The 19,282-nt window shown below is 58.2% G+C and carries 15 protein-coding genes and 1 pseudogene; 8 read left to right on the forward strand and 8 right to left on the reverse strand.

All coding sequences use genetic code 11. The features are described 5' to 3' along the window. Positions 1-143: 143 nt before the first annotated feature. Both QD357_RS02815 and QD357_RS02820 read right to left on the reverse strand, forming a co-directional pair. On the reverse strand, positions 144-971 hold the full coding sequence (locus QD357_RS02815) for a TolB family protein (RefSeq protein WP_107108251.1): 828 nt from the start codon (positions 969-971) through the stop codon (positions 144-146). Positions 972-1,001: 30 nt separating this feature from the next. Then, entirely contained in the window at positions 1,002-2,681 is a 1,680-nt protein-coding gene (locus QD357_RS02820) for an NAD+ synthase (RefSeq protein ID WP_107108252.1), read from the reverse strand. Between the two features lie 188 nt (positions 2,682-2,869). On the opposite strand from QD357_RS02820, the gene QD357_RS02825 reads away from it, so the two are divergent. The 4 genes from QD357_RS02825 (at position 2,870) to QD357_RS02840 (ending at position 6,080) form a co-directional block, all read left to right on the forward strand. Next, the gene (locus tag QD357_RS02825) at positions 2,870-4,798 is read left to right on the forward strand and encodes an LTA synthase family protein (protein WP_414124023.1); all 1,929 of its coding nucleotides are present in this window, start codon (positions 2,870-2,872) and stop codon (positions 4,796-4,798) included. A gap of 81 nt (positions 4,799-4,879) precedes the next feature. After that, positions 4,880-5,416, forward strand: a complete 537-nt coding sequence (locus QD357_RS02830) for a DUF1003 domain-containing protein (protein WP_107108254.1) — start codon at positions 4,880-4,882, stop codon at positions 5,414-5,416. 80 nt (positions 5,417-5,496) lie between these two features. Further along, positions 5,497-5,760 carry a CopG family ribbon-helix-helix protein gene (locus QD357_RS02835; protein ID WP_107108255.1) on the forward strand — a complete coding sequence of 88 codons (264 nt, stop codon included), beginning with the start codon at positions 5,497-5,499 and terminating at the stop codon, positions 5,758-5,760. Then, entirely contained in the window at positions 5,757-6,080 is a 324-nt protein-coding gene (locus QD357_RS02840; RefSeq protein WP_107108256.1) for a type II toxin-antitoxin system RelE/ParE family toxin, read from the forward strand. The genes QD357_RS02835 and QD357_RS02840 overlap by 4 nt, the downstream gene beginning before the upstream one ends. Before the next feature lie 23 nt (positions 6,081-6,103). On the opposite strand, the pseudogene QD357_RS02845 reads toward QD357_RS02840, so the two are convergent. The 5 genes and pseudogenes from QD357_RS02845 to rpiA form a co-directional block, all read right to left on the reverse strand. Beyond that, positions 6,104-6,526: pseudogene (locus tag QD357_RS02845) on the reverse strand (GFA family protein); the annotation flags it as partial. 150 nt (positions 6,527-6,676) lie between these two features. Continuing rightward, entirely contained in the window at positions 6,677-8,050 is a 1,374-nt protein-coding gene (locus QD357_RS02850) for a class II 3-deoxy-7-phosphoheptulonate synthase (RefSeq protein WP_107108258.1), read from the reverse strand. A gap of 149 nt (positions 8,051-8,199) precedes the next feature. After that, positions 8,200-9,585 carry a glutathione-disulfide reductase gene (gene gor / locus QD357_RS02855; protein ID WP_107108259.1) on the reverse strand — a complete coding sequence of 462 codons (1,386 nt, stop codon included), beginning with the start codon at positions 9,583-9,585 and terminating at the stop codon, positions 8,200-8,202. A gap of 170 nt (positions 9,586-9,755) precedes the next feature. Further along, positions 9,756-10,349, reverse strand: coding sequence for a DUF2059 domain-containing protein (locus QD357_RS02860; protein WP_107108260.1), 594 nt, complete (start codon positions 10,347-10,349; stop codon positions 9,756-9,758). A gap of 13 nt (positions 10,350-10,362) precedes the next feature. Beyond that, complete coding sequence (rpiA, locus tag QD357_RS02865) at positions 10,363-11,064, reverse strand: ribose-5-phosphate isomerase RpiA (protein ID WP_107108261.1); 702 nt, start codon at positions 11,062-11,064, stop codon at positions 10,363-10,365. A gap of 195 nt (positions 11,065-11,259) precedes the next feature. Here rpiA and QD357_RS02870 point away from each other — a divergent pair, with 195 nt between their 5' ends. Both QD357_RS02870 and QD357_RS02875 read left to right on the forward strand, forming a co-directional pair. Then, a complete protein-coding gene (locus tag QD357_RS02870; RefSeq protein ID WP_107108536.1) occupies positions 11,260-11,934 on the forward strand; it encodes an HAD family hydrolase in 675 nt (224 codons plus the stop codon). 205 nt (positions 11,935-12,139) lie between these two features. Continuing rightward, a complete protein-coding gene (locus tag QD357_RS02875; protein WP_107108262.1) occupies positions 12,140-13,309 on the forward strand; it encodes a retroviral-like aspartic protease family protein in 1,170 nt (389 codons plus the stop codon). A gap of 145 nt (positions 13,310-13,454) precedes the next feature. Here the strand turns inward: QD357_RS02875 and QD357_RS02880 are convergent, their stop codons facing one another. Then, positions 13,455-15,353 carry a L,D-transpeptidase family protein gene (locus tag QD357_RS02880; RefSeq protein WP_107108263.1) on the reverse strand — a complete coding sequence of 633 codons (1,899 nt, stop codon included), beginning with the start codon at positions 15,351-15,353 and terminating at the stop codon, positions 13,455-13,457. 417 nt (positions 15,354-15,770) lie between these two features. On the opposite strand from QD357_RS02880, the gene fumC reads away from it, so the two are divergent. Continuing rightward, positions 15,771-17,162, forward strand: coding sequence for a class II fumarate hydratase (gene fumC / locus QD357_RS02885; RefSeq protein ID WP_107108264.1), 1,392 nt, complete (start codon positions 15,771-15,773; stop codon positions 17,160-17,162). Positions 17,163-17,523: 361 nt separating this feature from the next. Next, on the forward strand, positions 17,524-19,131 hold the full coding sequence (locus QD357_RS02890; RefSeq protein WP_414124024.1) for a fumarate hydratase: 1,608 nt from the start codon (positions 17,524-17,526) through the stop codon (positions 19,129-19,131). Positions 19,132-19,282: the final 151 nt, after the last annotated feature.

Here is a 19,282-nt window from a genome sequence, read left to right on the forward strand (position 1 = left end):
CCGGTATCCGCGCCCACAGACTGAAAAGAGGTGTGGCAGTCTTACGTTCTATGCATCAGGTGGGCCTTGCCCTTCCCGCGGATCGGATGCGCCCTGCGAACGATCCGGAACTTATAGCGAGCCATCTGACCTGTCCAGAGAGATCAGGCCGGCTCGTAGCGGACATAGGCGAACTCGTCACCATCCGGTGACCAGTTCGGCACATTGATCGTCCCCTGTCCGCCGAAAAGCTCGAACAGCGTTGTGAGATTGCCGCCATCCATATCCATCAGCCGCAGCCGGACATGGAGATCGCGCGGATGGTCGAAGACATCGGGGTCGTAGGAGATCAGCACGACCTTGTCGTTCTTCGGCGACGGATGGGCGAACCAGTTGCCGTAATTGTCGTTGGTTATCTGCTGCAGCCCGGTACCATCGGGATGGATGCGCCAGATCTGCATCAGGCCGGTGCGGCTGGAGTTGAAATAGATCCATTGCCCATCGGCGGAATAGTCAGGCCCGTCATTGCGGCCTTCGCCATGCGTCAGCCGCGTCTCTTCGCCGCCATCGATAGAGATCGTGTAGATATCGAAGACATCGTCGCGAATGCCGCAATAGGAAAACCGCTGCCCATCGGGCGACCAGCCATGCCAATAAGAGGGCAGATTGCGCGTCACTTGCCGTGGCGTGCCATCCTCGGCGGGCAGGACATAGATGCAGGACTTGCCATGTTCCGTCTTGTCGGAAATGGCGATCAGCGAACCGTCGGGCGATATGCCATGGTCGTTGTTGCAGAGCGTCGCAAAACCGGTATCGACTTGAACGGCCTCGGCCTTGCCATCGAGCGCGAGCCGATAAAGCAGGCCATCGCCATTCAGCAGCAGATAGCGCCCATCCGGCGAAAAATTCGGCGCCTCGACCAGCCGCTCAGTCTGCCAGACGACCCGGCTTTCACCGGTACGGATGTTGTAGATCTCGACCGAACTGCGCATTGGCTCTCCACTTGCCGCGGGGCGTAGCGATCAACGATCGCGGAACCGGTTGGTGATCGGATAGCGTCGATCGCGACCGAAATTCTTCTTGGTAATCTTCACGCCTGGCGCCGACTGGCGGCGCTTGTATTCGGCGAGATAGAGCAGATGCTCGACGCGATGGACAGTGGCAACATCATGCCCACGCGCAACGATCTCCTCGACCGCCATCTCCTTTTCCACCAGGCATTCCAGAATATCGTCGAGCACCGGATAGGGTGGCAGCGAATCCTGGTCCGTCTGGTTAGGCCGCAGCTCGGCGGACGGCGCCTTGTCGATGATGTTGAACGGGATCACCTCACCCGATGGGCCAAGCGCGCCCGGCGGCACATGCAGATTGCGCCAGCGCGACAGCGCATAGACCTGCATCTTGTAGAGGTCCTTGATCGGATTGAAGCCGCCGTTCATGTCGCCATAGAGCGTGGCATAGCCGACCGACATTTCCGACTTGTTGCCCGTGGTCACCACCATCGAGCCGAACTTGTTGGAAATCGCCATGAGAATGGTGCCGCGGGCACGGCTCTGCAGATTTTCCTCGGTGATGCCGCTGTCGGTGCCTTCGAACAGATCCGAAAGCGCTGAGGTGAAGCCGGTCACCGGCTCCTCGATCGGCACGATGTCGTAGCGGCAGCCGAGCGCCTTGGCACAATCGGCCGCATCCTTCAGCGAATCCTGCGAGGTATAACGGTAAGGCAGCATAACGGTGCGCACCCGCTCTTCGCCGAGTGCGTCGACGGCGATGGCGGCGCAGATCGCCGAGTCGATGCCGCCGGAAAGGCCAAGCACGACCGATTTGAAGCCGTTCTTGTTCACGTAGTCGCGGAAGCCCAGCAGGCAGGCGCGGTAATCCGCCTCCTCACCCTCCGGAATATGGGCCATCGGGCCTTCGGCGCAGTGCCAGCCATTGCCGTTCTTCTTCCAGGTCGTCACCGCCAATGCGGTTTCGAACTGGCTCATCTGGAAGGCCAAGGACTTGTCAGCGTTGAAGCCGAAGCTTGCGCCGTCGAAAACCAGTTCGTCTTGACCGCCAACCTGGGCGGCAAAGATGAGCGGCAGGCCTGACTCGATCACCTGCCGTAGCGCAACCTGATGACGGACATCGACCTTGCCGCGATAATAGGGAGAGCCATTCGGAACGAGAAGAATTTCCGCTCCGCTTTCAGCCAGCGTTTCGCAGATGCCGAGATCGTTCCAGATCTCCTCGCAAATGGGAATACCGATGCGAACGCCGCGAAAATTAACCGGTCCCGCAATGGTCCCTTCGTCGAAGACCCGCTTCTCATCGAACTCGCCATAGTTCGGCAGATCAACCTTGTCCCTGACGAAGATAATCTTGCCGCCATCGAGCACGGCCACCGAATTGTAGCGACCGGTCTCGTCCTGACGCGGAAAGCCGATGACGACGCCCGGCCCGCCATCGGCGGTATCGGCCGCAAGGCTCTCCACAGCCTTCCGGCAGGCGCGGATAAAGGCCGGTTTCAACACCAGATCCTCCGGCGGATAACCGGAGATGAACAGCTCCGTCAGCAGCACAAGCTGAGCGCCCTCGCGCGCCGCCTCAGCCCGCGCTTCCCGCGCTTTTGCAAGGTTGCCGGAGACATCGCCGACCGTCGGGTTAAGCTGGGCGACAGCGATGCGGATGGTCTGGGTGATGGGGCTTTGTTCTGTCATGCCATATATTTAGCGAGCGCAACCCCGTTCCGCAACCGCCTTCCGCCCTCTCCATGTGTCAAAGATCGCGGTGCTCGCAAAGGACGTATTTTACCACCGAAAAATACTAAGGGAGCCTTGCGGTTCACCTGCCGTTCATGACAGAGAGGTGACAATTATATAAAGGTTTTATTAAATTGGAGAGACCTTTGGTCGCGCTGGTCCCCAGTTCTGCGTTGGCAGGCAGATTTGCCCCTCTACAAAAGCTTGGTGCCGCGAGCCGACAACAGACGGCTTTACGTCAGCTTCTCAGCCTTATTCTGACCTTCCTGCTCGCACTTTCCACCATCGTCGTGGTCGAATGGGTCGCGCGCGGTGAGCTGACGGATCTCCCCGACTATTTCATGTCGCCGATCCATCCCGGCTTCACCACGGTCGGCATCGTCATGTTGCTGATGCTGGTGCTTGACGCCATGTTCGGCCGGGCGCACCAATCGATCTTGTTGGTTGTGCCCCTCGTCCTGGTTCCGGCCTTTATCTCCAATCAGAAGCAGCATTATCTTTCCGATCCGCTCTATCCTTCGGACTTCCTTTTTGCGCATCAGATCCTGGAACTCATGCCGGTGATCGTGCGCGAGCGGCCGTGGACGGCGGTTGCCGTCGCTCTCGGGATTATCGCCTCGATCGTCGGACTCGCCCTTCTCTGGCGCTATACTTGGCGACATGCGACAGCGCTTTCGCGCAATGCAAGGATCGCGCGGCTGTCCGTCTGCCTGCCATTCATGGCCGTCTTCGTCTCGCAGATGGATCCGACGCAAAATTCCTTCATCAGGGAAAAGCTGCGCATCATCCCCATCGTCTGGGATCAGAAGGAAAACTACGGTTACAACGGCTTCATCATCGCCTTCTCGCTGAACCTGCCGATGGCCGACGTCAAAGCGCCTGCGGGCTATGGGCAAAATGTGATCGATGCCATACCTGCCCGCAACTATGGCTATCTTTCCGGCCCACGCGAAAAACCTGACATCATCATGCTGATGAGCGAGTCTTTCTGGGACCCGACCAGGCTTTCCGGTCTGACCTTTACGCCCGACCCCATGCCGAACATCCGCGTGGCGCAGTCGGGCTATGTCTTCTCCCCCGAATTCGGCGGCATKACCGCCAATGTCGAGTTCGAAGCTCTGACCGGCTTCTCCAACGCTTTCCTGCCCTATGGCAGCATCCCCTATCAGCAATATGTCCGCCGGCCGATGCCGTCGCTGGCCACCTTCTTTCGCGGCGAAGGCTATGCCGCGCGTTCCATCCATCCATTCAGCGGCTGGTTCTGGAACCGCAACGAAGTCTACAAGGCTTTCGGTTTCGAGGAGTTCCGCACCGAGGAGACCATGCCACCCATGGAGAAGCGCGGCCTTTTCGCCTCCGACGACTCGCTGATGAAGGAGATCATGCGCGAGGGCGATGCCATGGAGCGGCCGTTCTTCTTCTTCGCCGTCACACTACAGGGCCACGGCCCGTACGAACCGCATCGCTATGCGGAAAACACGGTCGATATCAAAGGCGATCTGAGCGACGCCGATCGAGACACGCTTGCGACCTATACGCAAGGCGTGCGGGAAGCCGACCAGAGCTTGAAAATGCTGATGGATTGGGCGTCTAAGCGCGACCGTGAGACCATCATCGTCCTCTGGGGCGATCACCTGCCGCCGCTTGGCACGGTCTATCCGGATACGAATTACATGCCCGAGCAGGTGGCGACCCGAAAAGCGCCACTCGACATCATGAAGCGTGAGCACGAAACGCCACTGGTCATCTGGTCGAGCAAAAAGGGCGTGCGCAAGGATGTCGGGACGATCAGCCCGTCGCAACTGCCCTATCACATCCTCAAGACCGCCGGCTACGAGCACCCGTTCTACACCGGCTTTCTCGGCCGCCTGCAGAAGAAATACACCATCGTCGACCGTTACCAATTGGCGACGCGCGACAATCAGGCTTTTCCGGATTGGGCTCGCAAGGAGCAAAATCTCGATCCGCTGATGCGCGAGTATCGCTATCTACAGCATGACGCGATGTTCGGACACGAATATGGGCTCGACCGGTTCTTCCCGTCGCATGTCTTGCTGGCAGACCAAAGCAGCTAGACTGCGACCCTTTTTGCATTGCATTTCCTGCGGGCAGTCGAATACTTGCGGCCAAATTGACCAAGTCTTCGGAGTGTTCCCATGTATAATCTACCCAATTTCGTTCATCAGCATTTCGACAAGACGGCCGAGGAGCTCGGCGAGATCGAAAAACGCGTATTGAAAAAGGCGCATGAGCGGAAAATCGTTTCCACCGATATCAACGCCGCCTTTTCAGCCGAGGCATCCACCGGCGAACGCCTCGCAGACGGTATTGCACGCGTGGGCGGCTCCTGGTCCTTCATTCTGGCGTTCCTCGCCTTCCTCGTCGTCTGGTGCGTCGTCAACACCATCGTGCTCATGACCCGCGCCTTCGACCCCTACCCCTTCATCTTCCTCAACCTCGTCCTCTCCATGCTCGCCGCCATCCAGGCCCCGATCATCATGATGTCGCAGAACCGCCAGGCCGAACGCGACCGCTTCGAAGCTGCGAAGGATTACGAAGTCAATCTCAAGGCGGAATTGGAAGTGCTGTCCCTGCATCAGAAGATCGACTTGCATGTCCTGACAGAGCTGTCGGCGGTGCGAGAGGAAATAGCGAAACTGAACAGGCTCGTCGCACAGAAGAACGGGATTTGATGTCAAAGGCCATACTCAGGATCGGAAATTGACTTTCAGCGATCTTCTTCTATTTTGTAATACAAACGGAGGTGAAATAGATGAAAAATCAAAGAGAGCTTTCCGACCCCATCACCTTGCGGGTTCCCGCTGACATTCTTGCAGAGATTGAGGAGATCGCTGAGGTTTGCGAGCGGACGCGCAGTTGGGTTTTTGTCCGCGCGCTTAAATCATATCTCGCATCCGAAGGTCGTGAAGTATTGGAGATCGCCAAGGCTCGCCGGGAGATGGCGAATGGCGAAGCATACGATCTCGACGATGTCATCAGTGAAGTGGCGAAGGTCGTCAAAGGGGCGGCCGCTTGAAACGAGTTCGCCTTTCGGCTGGCGCCAGAGCATACATCAGGTCGGAGGCGCAATATCTGAAGGATAGAAGTCCGGCTGCAGCTCTCCGTTTTCTCGACGACCTGAATCGGCTCAAAACCAACCTGCTTCTTTTCCCGTTAATGGGCTTTCAGAGCGACGAATTACCGATCCCCGGCGTTCTGAGATTCACTATGGGAGATTATCTGGTCGACTACGAAGTCGCTGGTGATCTGATAGAGATCAGAGCTATTCGCCATGGCCATCAAAGACCTCCGGGTCTCGCGATCGATGATGATTTCGATTTCGAGGGTTCCGAATAAATTGACTGCTCACCCTCTGGTCGGTCCGAAGGCCCTGCCGTCAGCAATCCCGGCCGCCCTTGCTTGTATTGCGGCAATCCATCGCCGATCTCGTAAAAATCGCCCTTGTCGGCACAATAGATATGGTAGGCCAGCTTTAGGTCACTTGGATTATCGAAGAGGCCAGCCATGATCGAGATTTCCCCGGCGTCGTCGGCGACCCAGAAAAGTGCCGAACCGCAGGTTCGGCAGAAGCCCCGACGGGCAAAGGAGCTGGCGCGATACCAGGTGATCGCGTCTTCGCCTTCGATCGTGATGTTGTCGAGGGGAACATTGGTCGCGGCGTAGTAGAGCCCCGTCTGCTTGCGGCACTGCGAGCAGTGACAGGCGACCACCTCCCGCAATGGGCCACGTGTTTTGAAACGCACGCTGCCGCAGAGGCAAGCGCCGGTGTGATCGTCATTCATGCTGATCCCCTCTCTTTTCGCGACAACTTCGACGACGATGTCCGTCGCGTCAAATGCAAAGAAGTGAAGGACGCTTCAGCAGGATTGATTTGCACAAAAAACGGGCCGGTATGAGCCGGCCCGTTTGCAAATGATGATGACAGCTTTCGATCAGCCGTGCGCGCGCATACGCTTCTCGTCCCGGCCGCCCTTCATGCGTTCGGCGAGCAGGAAAGCAAGCTCCAGCGCCTGGTCGGCATTCAAGCGCGGATCGCAATGGGTATGGTAGCGATCCTGCAGATCCTCTGCACCGACGGCGCGAGCGCCGCCTGTGCATTCGGTCACATCCTTGCCGGTCATCTCGATGTGGATGCCGCCAGGATGCGTGCCCTCGGCGCGGTGAATCTGGAAGAAGCTTTCGACTTCCGACAAAATCCGCTCGAACGGCCGGGTCTTGTAGTTGTTGAGCGTGATCGTGTTGCCATGCATCGGATCGCAGGACCAGACGACCTTGCGGCCTTCGCGCTCGACAGCGCGAATGAGACGCGGCAGATTGTCGGCGACCTTGTCATGGCCGAAGCGGCAGATCAGCGTCAGGCGACCTGCTTCATTCTCCGGGTTCAGAATATCGATCAGGTTGATGAGATCGTCCGCCTGCAGCGAAGGACCGCACTTCAGACCGATCGGGTTCTTGATGCCGCGGAAATATTCGACATGGGCGTGATCGGCCTGACGCGTGCGGTCGCCGATCCAGAGCATGTGCCCGGAGGTGGCATACCAGTCGCCGGTGGTGGAATCGACGCGGGTGAAGGCTTCTTCATAGCCGAGCAGCAGCGCCTCGTGGCTGGTGAAGAAATCGGTCTCGCGCAGACTCGCATTGCTCTCGGCAGTGATGCCAATCGCGCGCATGAAATCCATGGTCTCGCCGATGCGATCGGCAAGCTTGCGGTAGCGCTCGCCCTGCGGGCTGTCCTTGACGAAGCCGAGCATCCACTTCTGCACGTTTTCGAGATTGGCGTAGCCGCCCATGGCGAAGGCGCGCAGCAGGTTCAGCGTCGCGGCAGACTGGCGGTAAGCCATCATCTGACGGTCCGGATTGGGAATGCGTGCTTCTTCGGTGAACTCGATGCCGTTGATGATGTCGCCGCGATAGCTCGGCAGCGACACGCCATTCTGCGTTTCGATGTTCGAAGACCGCGGCTTGGCGAACTGACCGGCAATACGGCCGACCTTCACGACGGGCAGTTGCGCACCAAAGGTCAGGACGACGGCCATCTGCAGGAAGGCGCGGAAGAAGTCGCGGATGGTGTCGGCACCATGCTCGGCGAAGCTTTCGGCACAGTCGCCACCCTGAAGCAGAAAACCGTTGCCTTCGGCGACATTGGCAAGATGCGCCTTTAAACGACGAGCTTCACCGGCAAAAACGAGCGGAGGATAGCTTGCAAGCTGCGCTTCGGTAGCCGCCAGCGCTGCCTGATCCGGATATTCCGGCACCTGCTGGATCGGTTTTTGCCGCCAACTATTCGGTGTCCAATTCTGTGCCATCTCACTCACCTGTTTTCGCACTCGGTCTTTGCCAAGTGTCTCGCCGTCATAAATAACGCGCGCTTATAAACCTTTGCCGGCTGCTTGCAAAGGCGAACCATCTATTCAAGATGGTCTTTTGTGCGCGGTTGGAATTGCTGCCTAATTCTTTATACGCGCTCGCCGTTACGGATGCGATAGCTCGGCGTATACATCGTMACCAACTCTTCGGACGCCGTCGGGTGAACGGCCATGGTGCGGTCGAAATCTTCCTTGGTGCAACCGGCCTTCACGGGAATGCCGAGCAACTGCGCCATCTCGCCGGCGTCATGGCCGAGAATATGCGCGCCGATCACTTTGCGGTCGGCGGCATTGACGATCAGCTTCATGATTATCTTCTCGCTGCGGCCCGACAATGTTGCCTTCATCGGCCGGAACTGGGCACGATAAATTTCGAGGTCCCGAAACCGCTTCGCGGCGTCCTCTTCGGTCAGGCCGACCGTGCCGATCTCCGGCTGCGAGAAGACGGCGGTCGGGATCAGTTCATGATCCGGGCGGGTCGGATTGTTCTTGTAGACGGTTTCGATGAAGCACATGGCCTCATGGATCGCCACGGGGGTCAGTTGTACCCGATCTGTGACATCGCCAAGCGCGTAGATGTTCGGCACCGATGTCCGCGAATATTCATCGACGATGATGGCACCGAGTTCGTTGACCGCGACGCCGGCAGCCTCAAGCCCGATATTCTTGGTGTTCGGCGTGCGGCCGAGCGCCAGCATCACCGTGTCCACCGTCAGCCGCTTATCGTTCTTCGTCAGAACGCTCAGGCCATCTTCCGTCTTCGTCACCCGCTCGATGATGTCGTGGCAGAGGATACGGATGCCCTTGGCCTCCATCGCCTCATGCAGGCCCTTGCGCAGGTCCTGATCGAAGCGGGATAGGATCTCGGCGCCGCGATAGATCAATGTCGTCTCGACACCGAGCCCGTGGAAGATGTTGGCGAATTCCACGGCGATATAGCCGCCGCCGGCAATCAGGATCGATTTCGGCAGCTCTTCCAGATGGAACGCCTCATTGGAAGAGATGCAGAGCTCGTGGCCGGGAAGCGCCAGATGCAGGTTCGGCGTACCACCGGTGGCAACGACGATCGTTTCGGCCGTGACGGTTTTGCCAGTCTTCAGCAGGCGGATCGTATGGGCATCGACCAGCTCGGCGCGCGTATCGAAGATCTCGGCCTTGGCATTGTCGAGCCCCTTGCGATAGAGCCCTTCCAGGCGGGCGATTTCCTTGTCCTTCGCTTCGATCAGCTTCTTCCAGTCGAATGTGCTTTCGCCCACCGTCCAGCCGAAACCGGCTGCGTCCTCAAAATGCTCGCTATATTGCGAAGCGTAGACGAAGAGCTTCTTCGGAACGCAGCCGCGGATAACGCAGGTGCCGCCATAGCGGTATTCCTCGGCGATGCCGACCTTCTTTCCGAGGGACGCGGCAACGCGTGCGCCGCGCACGCCGCCGGAACCGCCGCCAATGACGAAAAGATCGAAATCGAAGGAAGACATTCGAATACTCCTGCAGAAATGAAACGGCACGCAACGCACCGACAAAGGATCGGCACTGATATAGGATTTCGAAGGGCAAAAAGAAAAGCCCGGAACGATATCCGGGCTTTGAAATTCGAAGGTCTAGTCCGCGATCCCGAAAAATGTGGAGATCGTGGAAAGGATCAAGCTTACTTCTGCTTCGCTGCCGGCTTCTGTGCTGGAGCCGTCGCCGGTGCCTGCTGAGCGTTGTCGGTGGCGTCCGTCGGCACGGGAGCGATCGGGGCCTTCACAACCTTCTGCAGAGCGTCACTGCTTTGGTTGGCGAGATCCCGCGAGATGCCCTGCCCCCAGATATCGGCAGCCTTGTAAAGCGCGCGCGTTGCGATCGGGCCGTCCTTGAGAAGCTTCTTGCCAGCCGGCGAGTTGTAGAAATCGGCAATCGCTTTCAGTTCGTCGGTGCTAAAAGCCTTCGCATAGGTCACGGCAGCTTCCCGCTCGAGATCGGCGCGGCGCGGCGCCAGAGCAAGTGCGGTTGCATCGACGGACGAATTGATGGCGTCACCGAAGTTCGGGTTCGCCTGGATCATCGTGCTCTTCAATTGCTCGGCGAGATTCGGCAGGATGTTGTCGAACTGGTTCGTGATGCCGAGCGCGGTGATTGCCGCCCGCGCGGCCTTGATCTGCTCTTCCGAGACTTCCTGAGCGCTGGCGGAACCGAGCGCGATTCCCGAAAGAACGATGGTCGCAGCGGCAAAACGGCCAAGACCCGCTATTTTGATCATGAGTTCAGTGCTCCTATGTATTGTTCGCCTGCAACGTGCGTGCGCCGGCAGGACCGGCAATGATCGCAAGTGTCGCCATGTTGATGAAGAGCCCGTGTTCGACAACACCGGGAATCGAATGCAGCTCAATCGACAGCGCCTCTGCATCAGGAATGCGGCCAAAAGATGCGTCGATAATGAAATGCCCACCGTCGGTAAGGAAGTTACCATCGCCCGACTGGCGCAGGCTGAGCGCCCCGGAGAGGCCAAGGCGGGATGCCGCCTTCTCKATCTTGATACGCGTGGAAACGAGGCCGAACGGATTGACCTCGATCGGCAGCGGAAACGCGCCAAGCGTCTCGACGACCTTGCTCTGGTCGGCAATGACGATCATCCGGGCCGATGAAGCTGCGACGATTTTTTCCCGCAGCAAAGCACCGCCGCCGCCCTTGATCAGCCGCAGCGCGCCGTCCAGTTCATCGGCACCGTCGATGGTAAGGTCAAGCTCGGGAAGCTCATCGAGCGACTTCAGCGGCACGCCGAGTTCGACGCAGAGCTTTGCCGTACGCTCGGAGGTCGGAACGCCCTCGATCACGAGGCCAGCCTCAACCTTCTCGGCAAGCAACCGAACGAATTCTTCCGCCGTGCTGCCCGTGCCAATCCCGAGCCGCATGCCGCTTTCGACATGGGCCAGAGCCGCTCTAGCAGCTTCGATCTTCAATTGGCGGGCGTCCATGCGCCACCTGCTCCCGATTGTTACGTTGGAGTGCTGTTTACACGGCTCTCCCCGCAAACGAAAGCCAAAATAACGGCGCCTCATAGAAATCCGCGACCATATTCGGCAGGGCTTAAAGAGGCTTTGGTTGCAATTGCCAGCCTGATCTTTTAACTCGAAAAGACCTGCTTCTTCTTACCCAAAGGCTGATTGCTCGTGAAATCTCCCCTTGTCGTATTCGATCTCGACGGCACATTGATCGACACCGCGCCCGATCTCATCGCGAGCCTCAACCATACGATCGCCAGCCTCGATCTCGCTCCAGTCAATTACGAAAACCTGACGCATCTCGTCGGGCACGGCGCGCAAGCCATGATCGAACGGGCCTGCCGCCTGCGCGGCCATCCGCTCGAATCCGGCGATCTGCCGCCGCTGCTGCAGCGCTTCATCGCTTTTTATACCGACACCATGCCCGGCGACAGCAAGCCTTTCCCCGGCATCGTCAACGCCATGGATGCGCTGAAGGCCGCAGGCTTTGGTCTGGCGGTCTGCACGAACAAGCTGGAAAAACTGGCGGTGACGCTGATCGAGCGGCTGAACCTGACGCATTATTTCGACGTCATCACCGGCGGCGACACCTTCACCGTCCGCAAGCCGGATGCACAGCATCTGATCGGCACCATCGAGCGCGCCGGCGGAACACTTTCCCGCACAGTCATGGTCGGCGACAGCGCCAACGACATATTGGTCGCCCACAATGCCGGTGTGCCTTCGATCGCCGTGCCCTTCGGCTATTCCGATGTCGGCGTCGAAACATTGGGACCGAGCCGGGTCATCACGCATTACGACGAATTGACACCCGACCTCGTTCGCGGACTGCTGGCTGCATAGAGCAGCGAAACGTCAGATCGTAAAATCGCCAGCGCTGTCTTTTTTCTTAGAGTTGTAGCGGGTCTTGCGTAATTCGCGCTCCTGCGCCACAACTCATTCACGCCTCAGCTCAAACGAAACGATCGGCCGGTTTTGCAACAGATGATCCGGCTTGGTGTGCGTCGAAGATGAAGTGTACAACGCATCTCGACAGCGGAGCGCACGCTTGCTCATAGCAGACCCAGAAGACCGCAATGCCGGTAGACTGCCCTCTCGCAAAGGGCCTTTCGCACCCATCTTCCGCACCGTTCTAATTTGCATCGCGCTCTGCGCCGGCATTGCATCTTACATCTATGGCGATCGCATTATTGGTTACGCCGAGAAGGTGGTAGCAGCGAAGCCGGATCCGGCGTTGCTGGCCGTCTATAAGCAGTACGATATCGATCCGCTGCCGAATGTCGTTGCCGGTCGTAACCCGATGTCCACCTATCTTGACATGCTGCGTCGCGAGCCATGTGATTGGAACGCGCTCTACCAATTCGGCACGGAATTACAGGCACAGGGTTATCGCCACGAGGCTGCGATCGTGCTTGTGGCGTTTTCCAATAAGTGCACCCCCTCCAATGTTGCCCTTCAGAGTGCGGCGAGCATTCTTCTTAATCTGAGCGAATTCGACCAAGCGCTGAAGGTCGCCAATGACTTGATCACGATGACGCCGGGCGTGCCGGATTACCATTTCCTGCGAGCGCAAATCCGGCAAAGAGCAAAGAAATATCGCGACGCCATCGGCGACTACTATTCAGTTATCGGCCTCACAGAGAACGTGGCAAACCTGAACAGCCTCACCTATGAGGGCATTTCCGACAGCTACCGTGCGCTCGGCGACTATTGCGCGGCGATCACTCCGCTGGAGAGCTGGATCTCGATCAACCCTGATCGGAACGACACCCCTGTCGTGCGTGGCATCATCAAGAACTATGCCGCACAAGGAAAATGTACGTCCACCTATGCGACAGGCAGCGATCGTTTCCCAACGCAGGGCAAGAACGTCATCGTTGCCAAAGTGTCGATCAATGGCGTCAGTGGCAATTTCATAGTCGACACCGGCGCCGGATTCGTCAGCGTCACCAAGGCGTTCGCGTCCCGCGCCAACCTGCAAGTCGATTCCGCCAACGACATCTTGCTGCAGACGGCCAACGGCGTATCGCAAGGCACGCGAACGTCTGCGGCTCTGGTGAAAATTGGACGCGTCGAGGCTAATGACGTCGCCACCGTCGTCTTCAACGACGATATGGCACTTGGCGGTGCCATCGACGGTCTGCTCGGCCGTTCGTTCCTCTCGCGCTTTGACGTCACCTTCGGCGCCCATGAATGGCGGATCGAAACAAAGGAATAGCGCCAGCCAGCCTTTTTTTTATTTACCTCGGCTTTACACGAAACCTCTTCGCGTGCATCCACGCGAGGATTGCAGGTCCAAGCACTTAAATGACAAAAGGCGGTCCAATGGACCGCCTCTCGGTATTCTTAAAGTTCATCCGCAATCAAATCTGTGCGGTGCGCGCCTTGGTCGTCGCGTCGAGCGCCTTCTGCGTTGCCGCATCGCGATCGTAGACGTCGTTGAAATACTGCACGACGCCATCCTTGTTCGGCCAAGCCGTGAAGTAGGCGATGTAGATCGGGAACTTCTGCGGCACGGGCACGGCTTTGTTCTGGCCGGTGGCGATCTGCTTTGCGATATCATCGACCGTCGTGTTCAGCACGGCAGCAGCCATGGCACGCGGATCTGCAAGACGGACGCAGCCGTGGCTGAGCGCGCGCATATCCTTCTTGAAGAAGCTCTTCTGCGGTGTGTCATGCATGTAGATCGCATGCGAATTCGGGAAAAGGATCTTCAGCTCGCCCAGCGCATTGTCGCTGCTCGGCGGCTGGCGGACGGAGACGTTCTTCGTCGAGCCATACCAGTCAACGCTGGTGGACGCGACGGCATGGCCACCAACTTCGACCTGGTAACCCATGCGATCGAGATAGTTCGGATCGGCGCGCAGCTTCGGCAGCATTTCGTTGATGATGATCGACTGCGGAACGCCCCAGAACGGGTTGAACTCGACCGTCTGGACCTGATCTTCGAAGAAGAAGGTCTGATGCTCCTTGCCGCCCACGACGACGCGCATCGACAGTTGTTCGTGATTGTTGTTGTGGTAGTAGACCATGAAGGCCGGCTGGTTGATGAAGACGTAGCGCGGGCCGAGTTCAGTCGGCAGCCAACGCAACTGCTCCATGGCGATGACCAGTTTCTGGATCTTCGAGTCGTTGTTTTCGCCAACCATGGCGCGAACGGAAGACTGGCCGATGACGCCATCAGACGTCAGGCCCTTTTCCTTCTGGAAGTCTTCGACGAGCGTGACGAGCTCCGGCGTATAGTCCGGCGTGCCCTTGTAGGCAGCGAGCGTCACGGCGTTCTTGACCTTCAGCGCATCCGAGCCGCGATGCTGGATAGCCTTGACGATGTTGGCCATTTCCGGCGAACTGCCGCCCGGCTTTAGGGTGCCGCTCAACGAGATGGAGATGTGCGTGCTGTCATTGCCGCTTTCGGCGCGAAGCTTGGCAAGCTCAGCCTTCAGCTCCCCGAACTCCTGGTTCGAAGGGCTACGGCTGTTGAGATAGGCGGCGACATCCGGGCTTGCACGCAGCAGGCCGAGAACCGGCGTCAGATTGACGTCCTTGCGCTTGAAATCGTGATAACCGGAGATCTTGTTCGGGTCGAGACGGCCGCGGATCGTGTCCTGAACGAACATCAGCACCTTGCCGGAAAGTGCAAGTTCGAATTGCATCAACGCGCGGTCACGCATCGTCGGATCGACGCTTGCCGGATCGAAGCTCGGCGCTTGGACAGCATAGTCGGCAGGATCAAGGCCAACGGAGCCGGCATCGGCCAGAACAGCCATGGCAGCCTTCGCCTTGTCACCGACTGCGTTGTCGGCAACCCAAACGAGCGGCTTGCTCTGATCGGCATAGTAAGCCTCGAGCGCCTTGGCGACGTCATTCGTCGCCATCACGCGAGCTTCGGTCAGATAGCGACGCTGCGAAGCGCTGGTGTCGACCGCAACCGGCGTAGCGGATGCGTCGGCGACCGCGCCAGTTACCACCGGATCGGCAAAGCGGTTCGATGCCACGAGGCGCATGGGATCGGGTTTGTAGGTATAATATTTAGGCGCACTGACGCTGGGCAGCGGCTCTTTTGCCTGTACTGGCGCATCGGCGCCAAGACCAGTCGGTGCCTGATTGGCCGTGACCGGGGCGGAGATTTGCGTGCTCTGCTGGCGTCCCTGCCCGCCGCGAATGAAGTCCATGAGAGACATTGCATTTGCGGACGTCGCGCCGGCGGCGATGCAGCAGGAAAGAGCCAGAACGGATGCTGCGGCTTTGGTGACAAGTTTCATTCTCTAATCAGTCCCTGTATCAAGCGGTAGTTTCGAGACAGATGGTGCTGTTTTCCAATCAACTCGGCCGCGATGTTCCAAACACCGTTTAACCATTAGAATTAAAACGGCCAGACCCCGTCTTTCGTTCAATGCCTCAACTTTGTGTGAAAAAGCGAAAGCGAACTTCGCGGTTTAGTTCACACAAAATTATGAAATTATTAGTTAATTTTTTATTGAATTTTCGCGCGGTTTTTGAGTGGCAATAAAGACGCTCTGAAGAATATCTATCGAGCGTGTTAAAAAGAACACGGCCTTCCTTATCGTGTCAAAAACATGATAGAAACACTCATAAAATCTCCTTCCGCTGTTTCCTTGCGCATTGTTCGGACCTATATGACAGCTATCCTTTTCAACGGAAAAGCAGGACCAGGGACAATGACCTCCACCCGCACCGAAACCGACACTTTTGGCCCGATCGAAGTGGCAAGCGACCGCTATTGGGGCGCGCAGGCACAGCGCTCGCTCGGCAACTTCAAGATCGGCTGGGAGAAGCAGCCTCTGTCGATCGTACGTGCCCTCGGTATTGTGAAGCAGGCCGCCGCCCGCGCCAATGTGGAGCTTAGCCAGTTGGATCCCGCTCTCGGTAAAGTGATCGCCGAGGCGGCGCAGGAAGTGATCGACGGCAAGCTCAACGAGCATTTCCCGCTGGTCGTCTGGCAAACAGGCTCCGGCACGCAGTCGAACATGAATGCCAATGAGGTGATCTCGAACCGCGCGATTGAAATGCTGGGCGGCGTCATGGGCTCGAAGAAGCCGGTGCATCCGAACGATCACGTCAATATGAGCCAGTCGTCGAACGACACCTACCCGACAGCGATGCATATCGCCTGCGCCGAGCAGATCGTCCATCATCTGCTGCCGGCTCTGCGGCATCTGCATGCCGCCTTGGAAAAGAAGGTTTCGGACTTCGCCCACATCATCAAGATCGGCCGCACCCACACGCAGGACGCCACGCCACTGACGCTTGGCCAGGAGTTTTCCGGCTATGCCGCCCAGGTTGCGTCTTCGATCAAGCGGATCGAACTGACACTGCCGGGCCTTTGCGAACTCGCACAGGGCGGCACGGCCGTCGGAACGGGCCTCAACGCGCCGATCGGCTTTGCGGAAAAGGTGGCGAACGAGATCGCCGAGATCACCGGCCTGCCCTTTGTCACCGCGCCGAACAAGTTCGAGGCCTTAGCCGCCCATGATTCGATGGTCTTCAGCCATGGCGCCATCAATGCCGCTGCCGCCGCTCTCTTCAAGATCGCCAACGATATCCGCCTGCTCGGCTCCGGCCCCCGCTCCGGCCTTGGCGAGCTGGCTTTGCCGGAAAACGAGCCTGGCTCGTCGATCATGCCGGGCAAAGTCAATCCAACGCAGTGCGAGGCGCTAACGCAGGTCTGCATTCACATCTTCGGCAACAATACCGCGCTGACCTTTGCCGACAGCCAGGGTCATTTCGAGCTGAACGTCTACAATCCGATGATGGCCTATAACTTCCTGCAGTCGGTCCAACTGCTCGGCGACGCCGCCGTTTCCTTCACCGACAATTGCGTCGTCGGCATCGAGGCGCGCGAGGACAATATCAAGGCCGGCCTGGAGCGTTCACTGATGCTGGTGACAGCGCTCGCTCCGAAAATCGGCTACGACAATGCCGCCAAGATTGCCAAGACGGCCCATAAGAATGGTACGACGTTGAAGGAGGAGGCTTTGGCGAGCGGTCTGGTCTCGGCAGAAGATTATGATGCAATTGTTCGTCCGGAAACGATGATTGGGCCGAAGTGAATTCCCCGTTTATTGATCGTCAGGCAGGTTTCCGGCTGACGCAATGGTCTGCCGGCCCCCTCACCCCAACCCTATCCCGCTCATGCGGGGCGAGGGAGTTTACCTCGTTAAACTATGAATTTCCCAACGCCATTGTCTTGCACGGCCGTCCCCTCTGCCCGCATGCGGGCAGAGGGCTAGGGTGAGGGGGCCGGCACAAGATTTCCCCACCGGAAAATCCACCCGACCCGCGTATGCCCTATGACAACCTCCCTTTTGAAATTTCGAGATAGCATCCAACCAATTGCATTTGACCCTTGCCGGATTTAGACCGTTCGCAAACGTCTCCTCCGCCACATCAAGGCATTGAAAGGTCCCCCGCATGGCTGACGATCTCTTTCCCCTCGGCGACGACGCCACTCCCTATCGCAAGATTTCCGGCGACTACGTCTCCGTAGACACGTTCAAGGGCCAGGAAATCCTGACTGTGGACCCGGAAGGCATCCGCCTGCTCGCCGAGACGGCTTTCGCGGATATCAATCACCTGCTGCGCCCCGGTCACCTGAAGCAGTTGGCCTCGATCCTAGAAGACCCCGAAGCCACCGATAACGACCGCTTCGTTGCCTATGATCTGCTGAAAAACGCCAATATCGCCGCCGGCGGTGTGCTGCCCATGTGCCAGGACACCGGCACCGCGATCATCATGGGCAAGAAAGGCCGTCGCGTCTGGACCGAAGGCGGCKACAGCGCGGCTCTGGCAAAGGGCGTGCTCGACGCCTACGAGAAGAAGAACCTGCGCTATTCGCAGCTCGCGCCCATCAAGATGTTCGAGGAAAAGAACACCAAGAACAATCTCCCCGCCCAGATCGACATCTACGAAGAAGGCACCGACGCCTACGAATTCCTCTTCGTCGCCAAGGGCGGCGGCTCGGCCAACAAAACCTTCCTCTATCAGGGCACGCCGTCGCTGCTCACCCACGATCGCATGCTGGATTTCCTCAAGGAAAAGATCCTGACGCTCGGCACGGCTGCCTGTCCCCCCTACCATCTGGCGATCGTCATCGGCGGCACGTCGGCGGAGATGAACCTCAAAACGGTCAAGCTTGCCTCGACGCGCTATCTCGACTGTCTTCCCGCGGAAGGCTCCGAAAGCGGGCACGCCTTCCGGGATATCGAAATGGAAAAGGAAATCCATAAGCTGACGCAGAGCCTCGGCGTCGGTGCGCAGTTCGGCGGCAAATATTTCTGCCACGACGTCCGCGTCATCCGCCTGCCCCGTCATGGCGCTTCTCTGCCGATCGGCCTTGGCGTCTCCTGTTCCGCCGATCGTCAGGCCAAGGGCAAGATCACGCGCGACGGTATCTTCATCGAGCAGCTCGAAACCGATCCGTCGAAATACATGCCCGAAATCGACGAGGCCAAGCTTTCCGAATCGATGGTCCGCATCGACCTCAACAAGCCGATGGCCGAGATCCTGGCGGAACTGTCGCAGCATCCGGTCAAGACCCGCCTCTCGCTGACCGGCACGATCATCGTCGCCCGCGACCTTGCGCACGCAAAGATCCGCGAGCGCCTGGAAAAGGGTCAGGGCATGCCGGACTATCTGAAGAATCACCCGGTTTACTACGCTGGCCCTGCCAAGACGCCCGCCGGCTACGCCTCCGGTTCCTTCGGCCCGACGACGGCCGGGCGTATGGACAGCTACGTGGACCAGTTCCAGTCCTTCGGCGGCTCCATGGTAATGCTCGCCAAGGGTAACCGCTCGCGCGCCGTGCGCGAGGCCTGCAAGGCACATGGCGGTTTCTATCTCGGCTCGATCGGTGGCCCGGCCGCCCGTCTCGCTCAGGACTGCATCAAAAAGGTCGAGGTGTTGGAATATCCCGAGCTCGGCATGGAAGCAGTCTGGAAAATCGAAGTTGAAGACTTCCCGGCCTTTATAGTTATCGATAACAAGGGCAACGATTTCTTCCAAGAACTCAATCTCGGCTGACCTTTATCACTAATCACATAAAAGAAGGCGCCATCTTGGCGCCTTCTTTTTGCAAGCATTTCTTCTTCACAGTAAAGTTATTTCTCTGTCCGATTTCATGTAAGATTTTATATTCATTGCCTTAATCTTTTTCAAAGAATCTTAGGCTAAG

The organism is Rhizobium sp. BR 317, from assembly GCF_047445835.1.
In the GTDB taxonomy this organism is placed as follows: Bacteria; Pseudomonadota; Alphaproteobacteria; order Rhizobiales; family Rhizobiaceae; genus Rhizobium; species Rhizobium paranaense.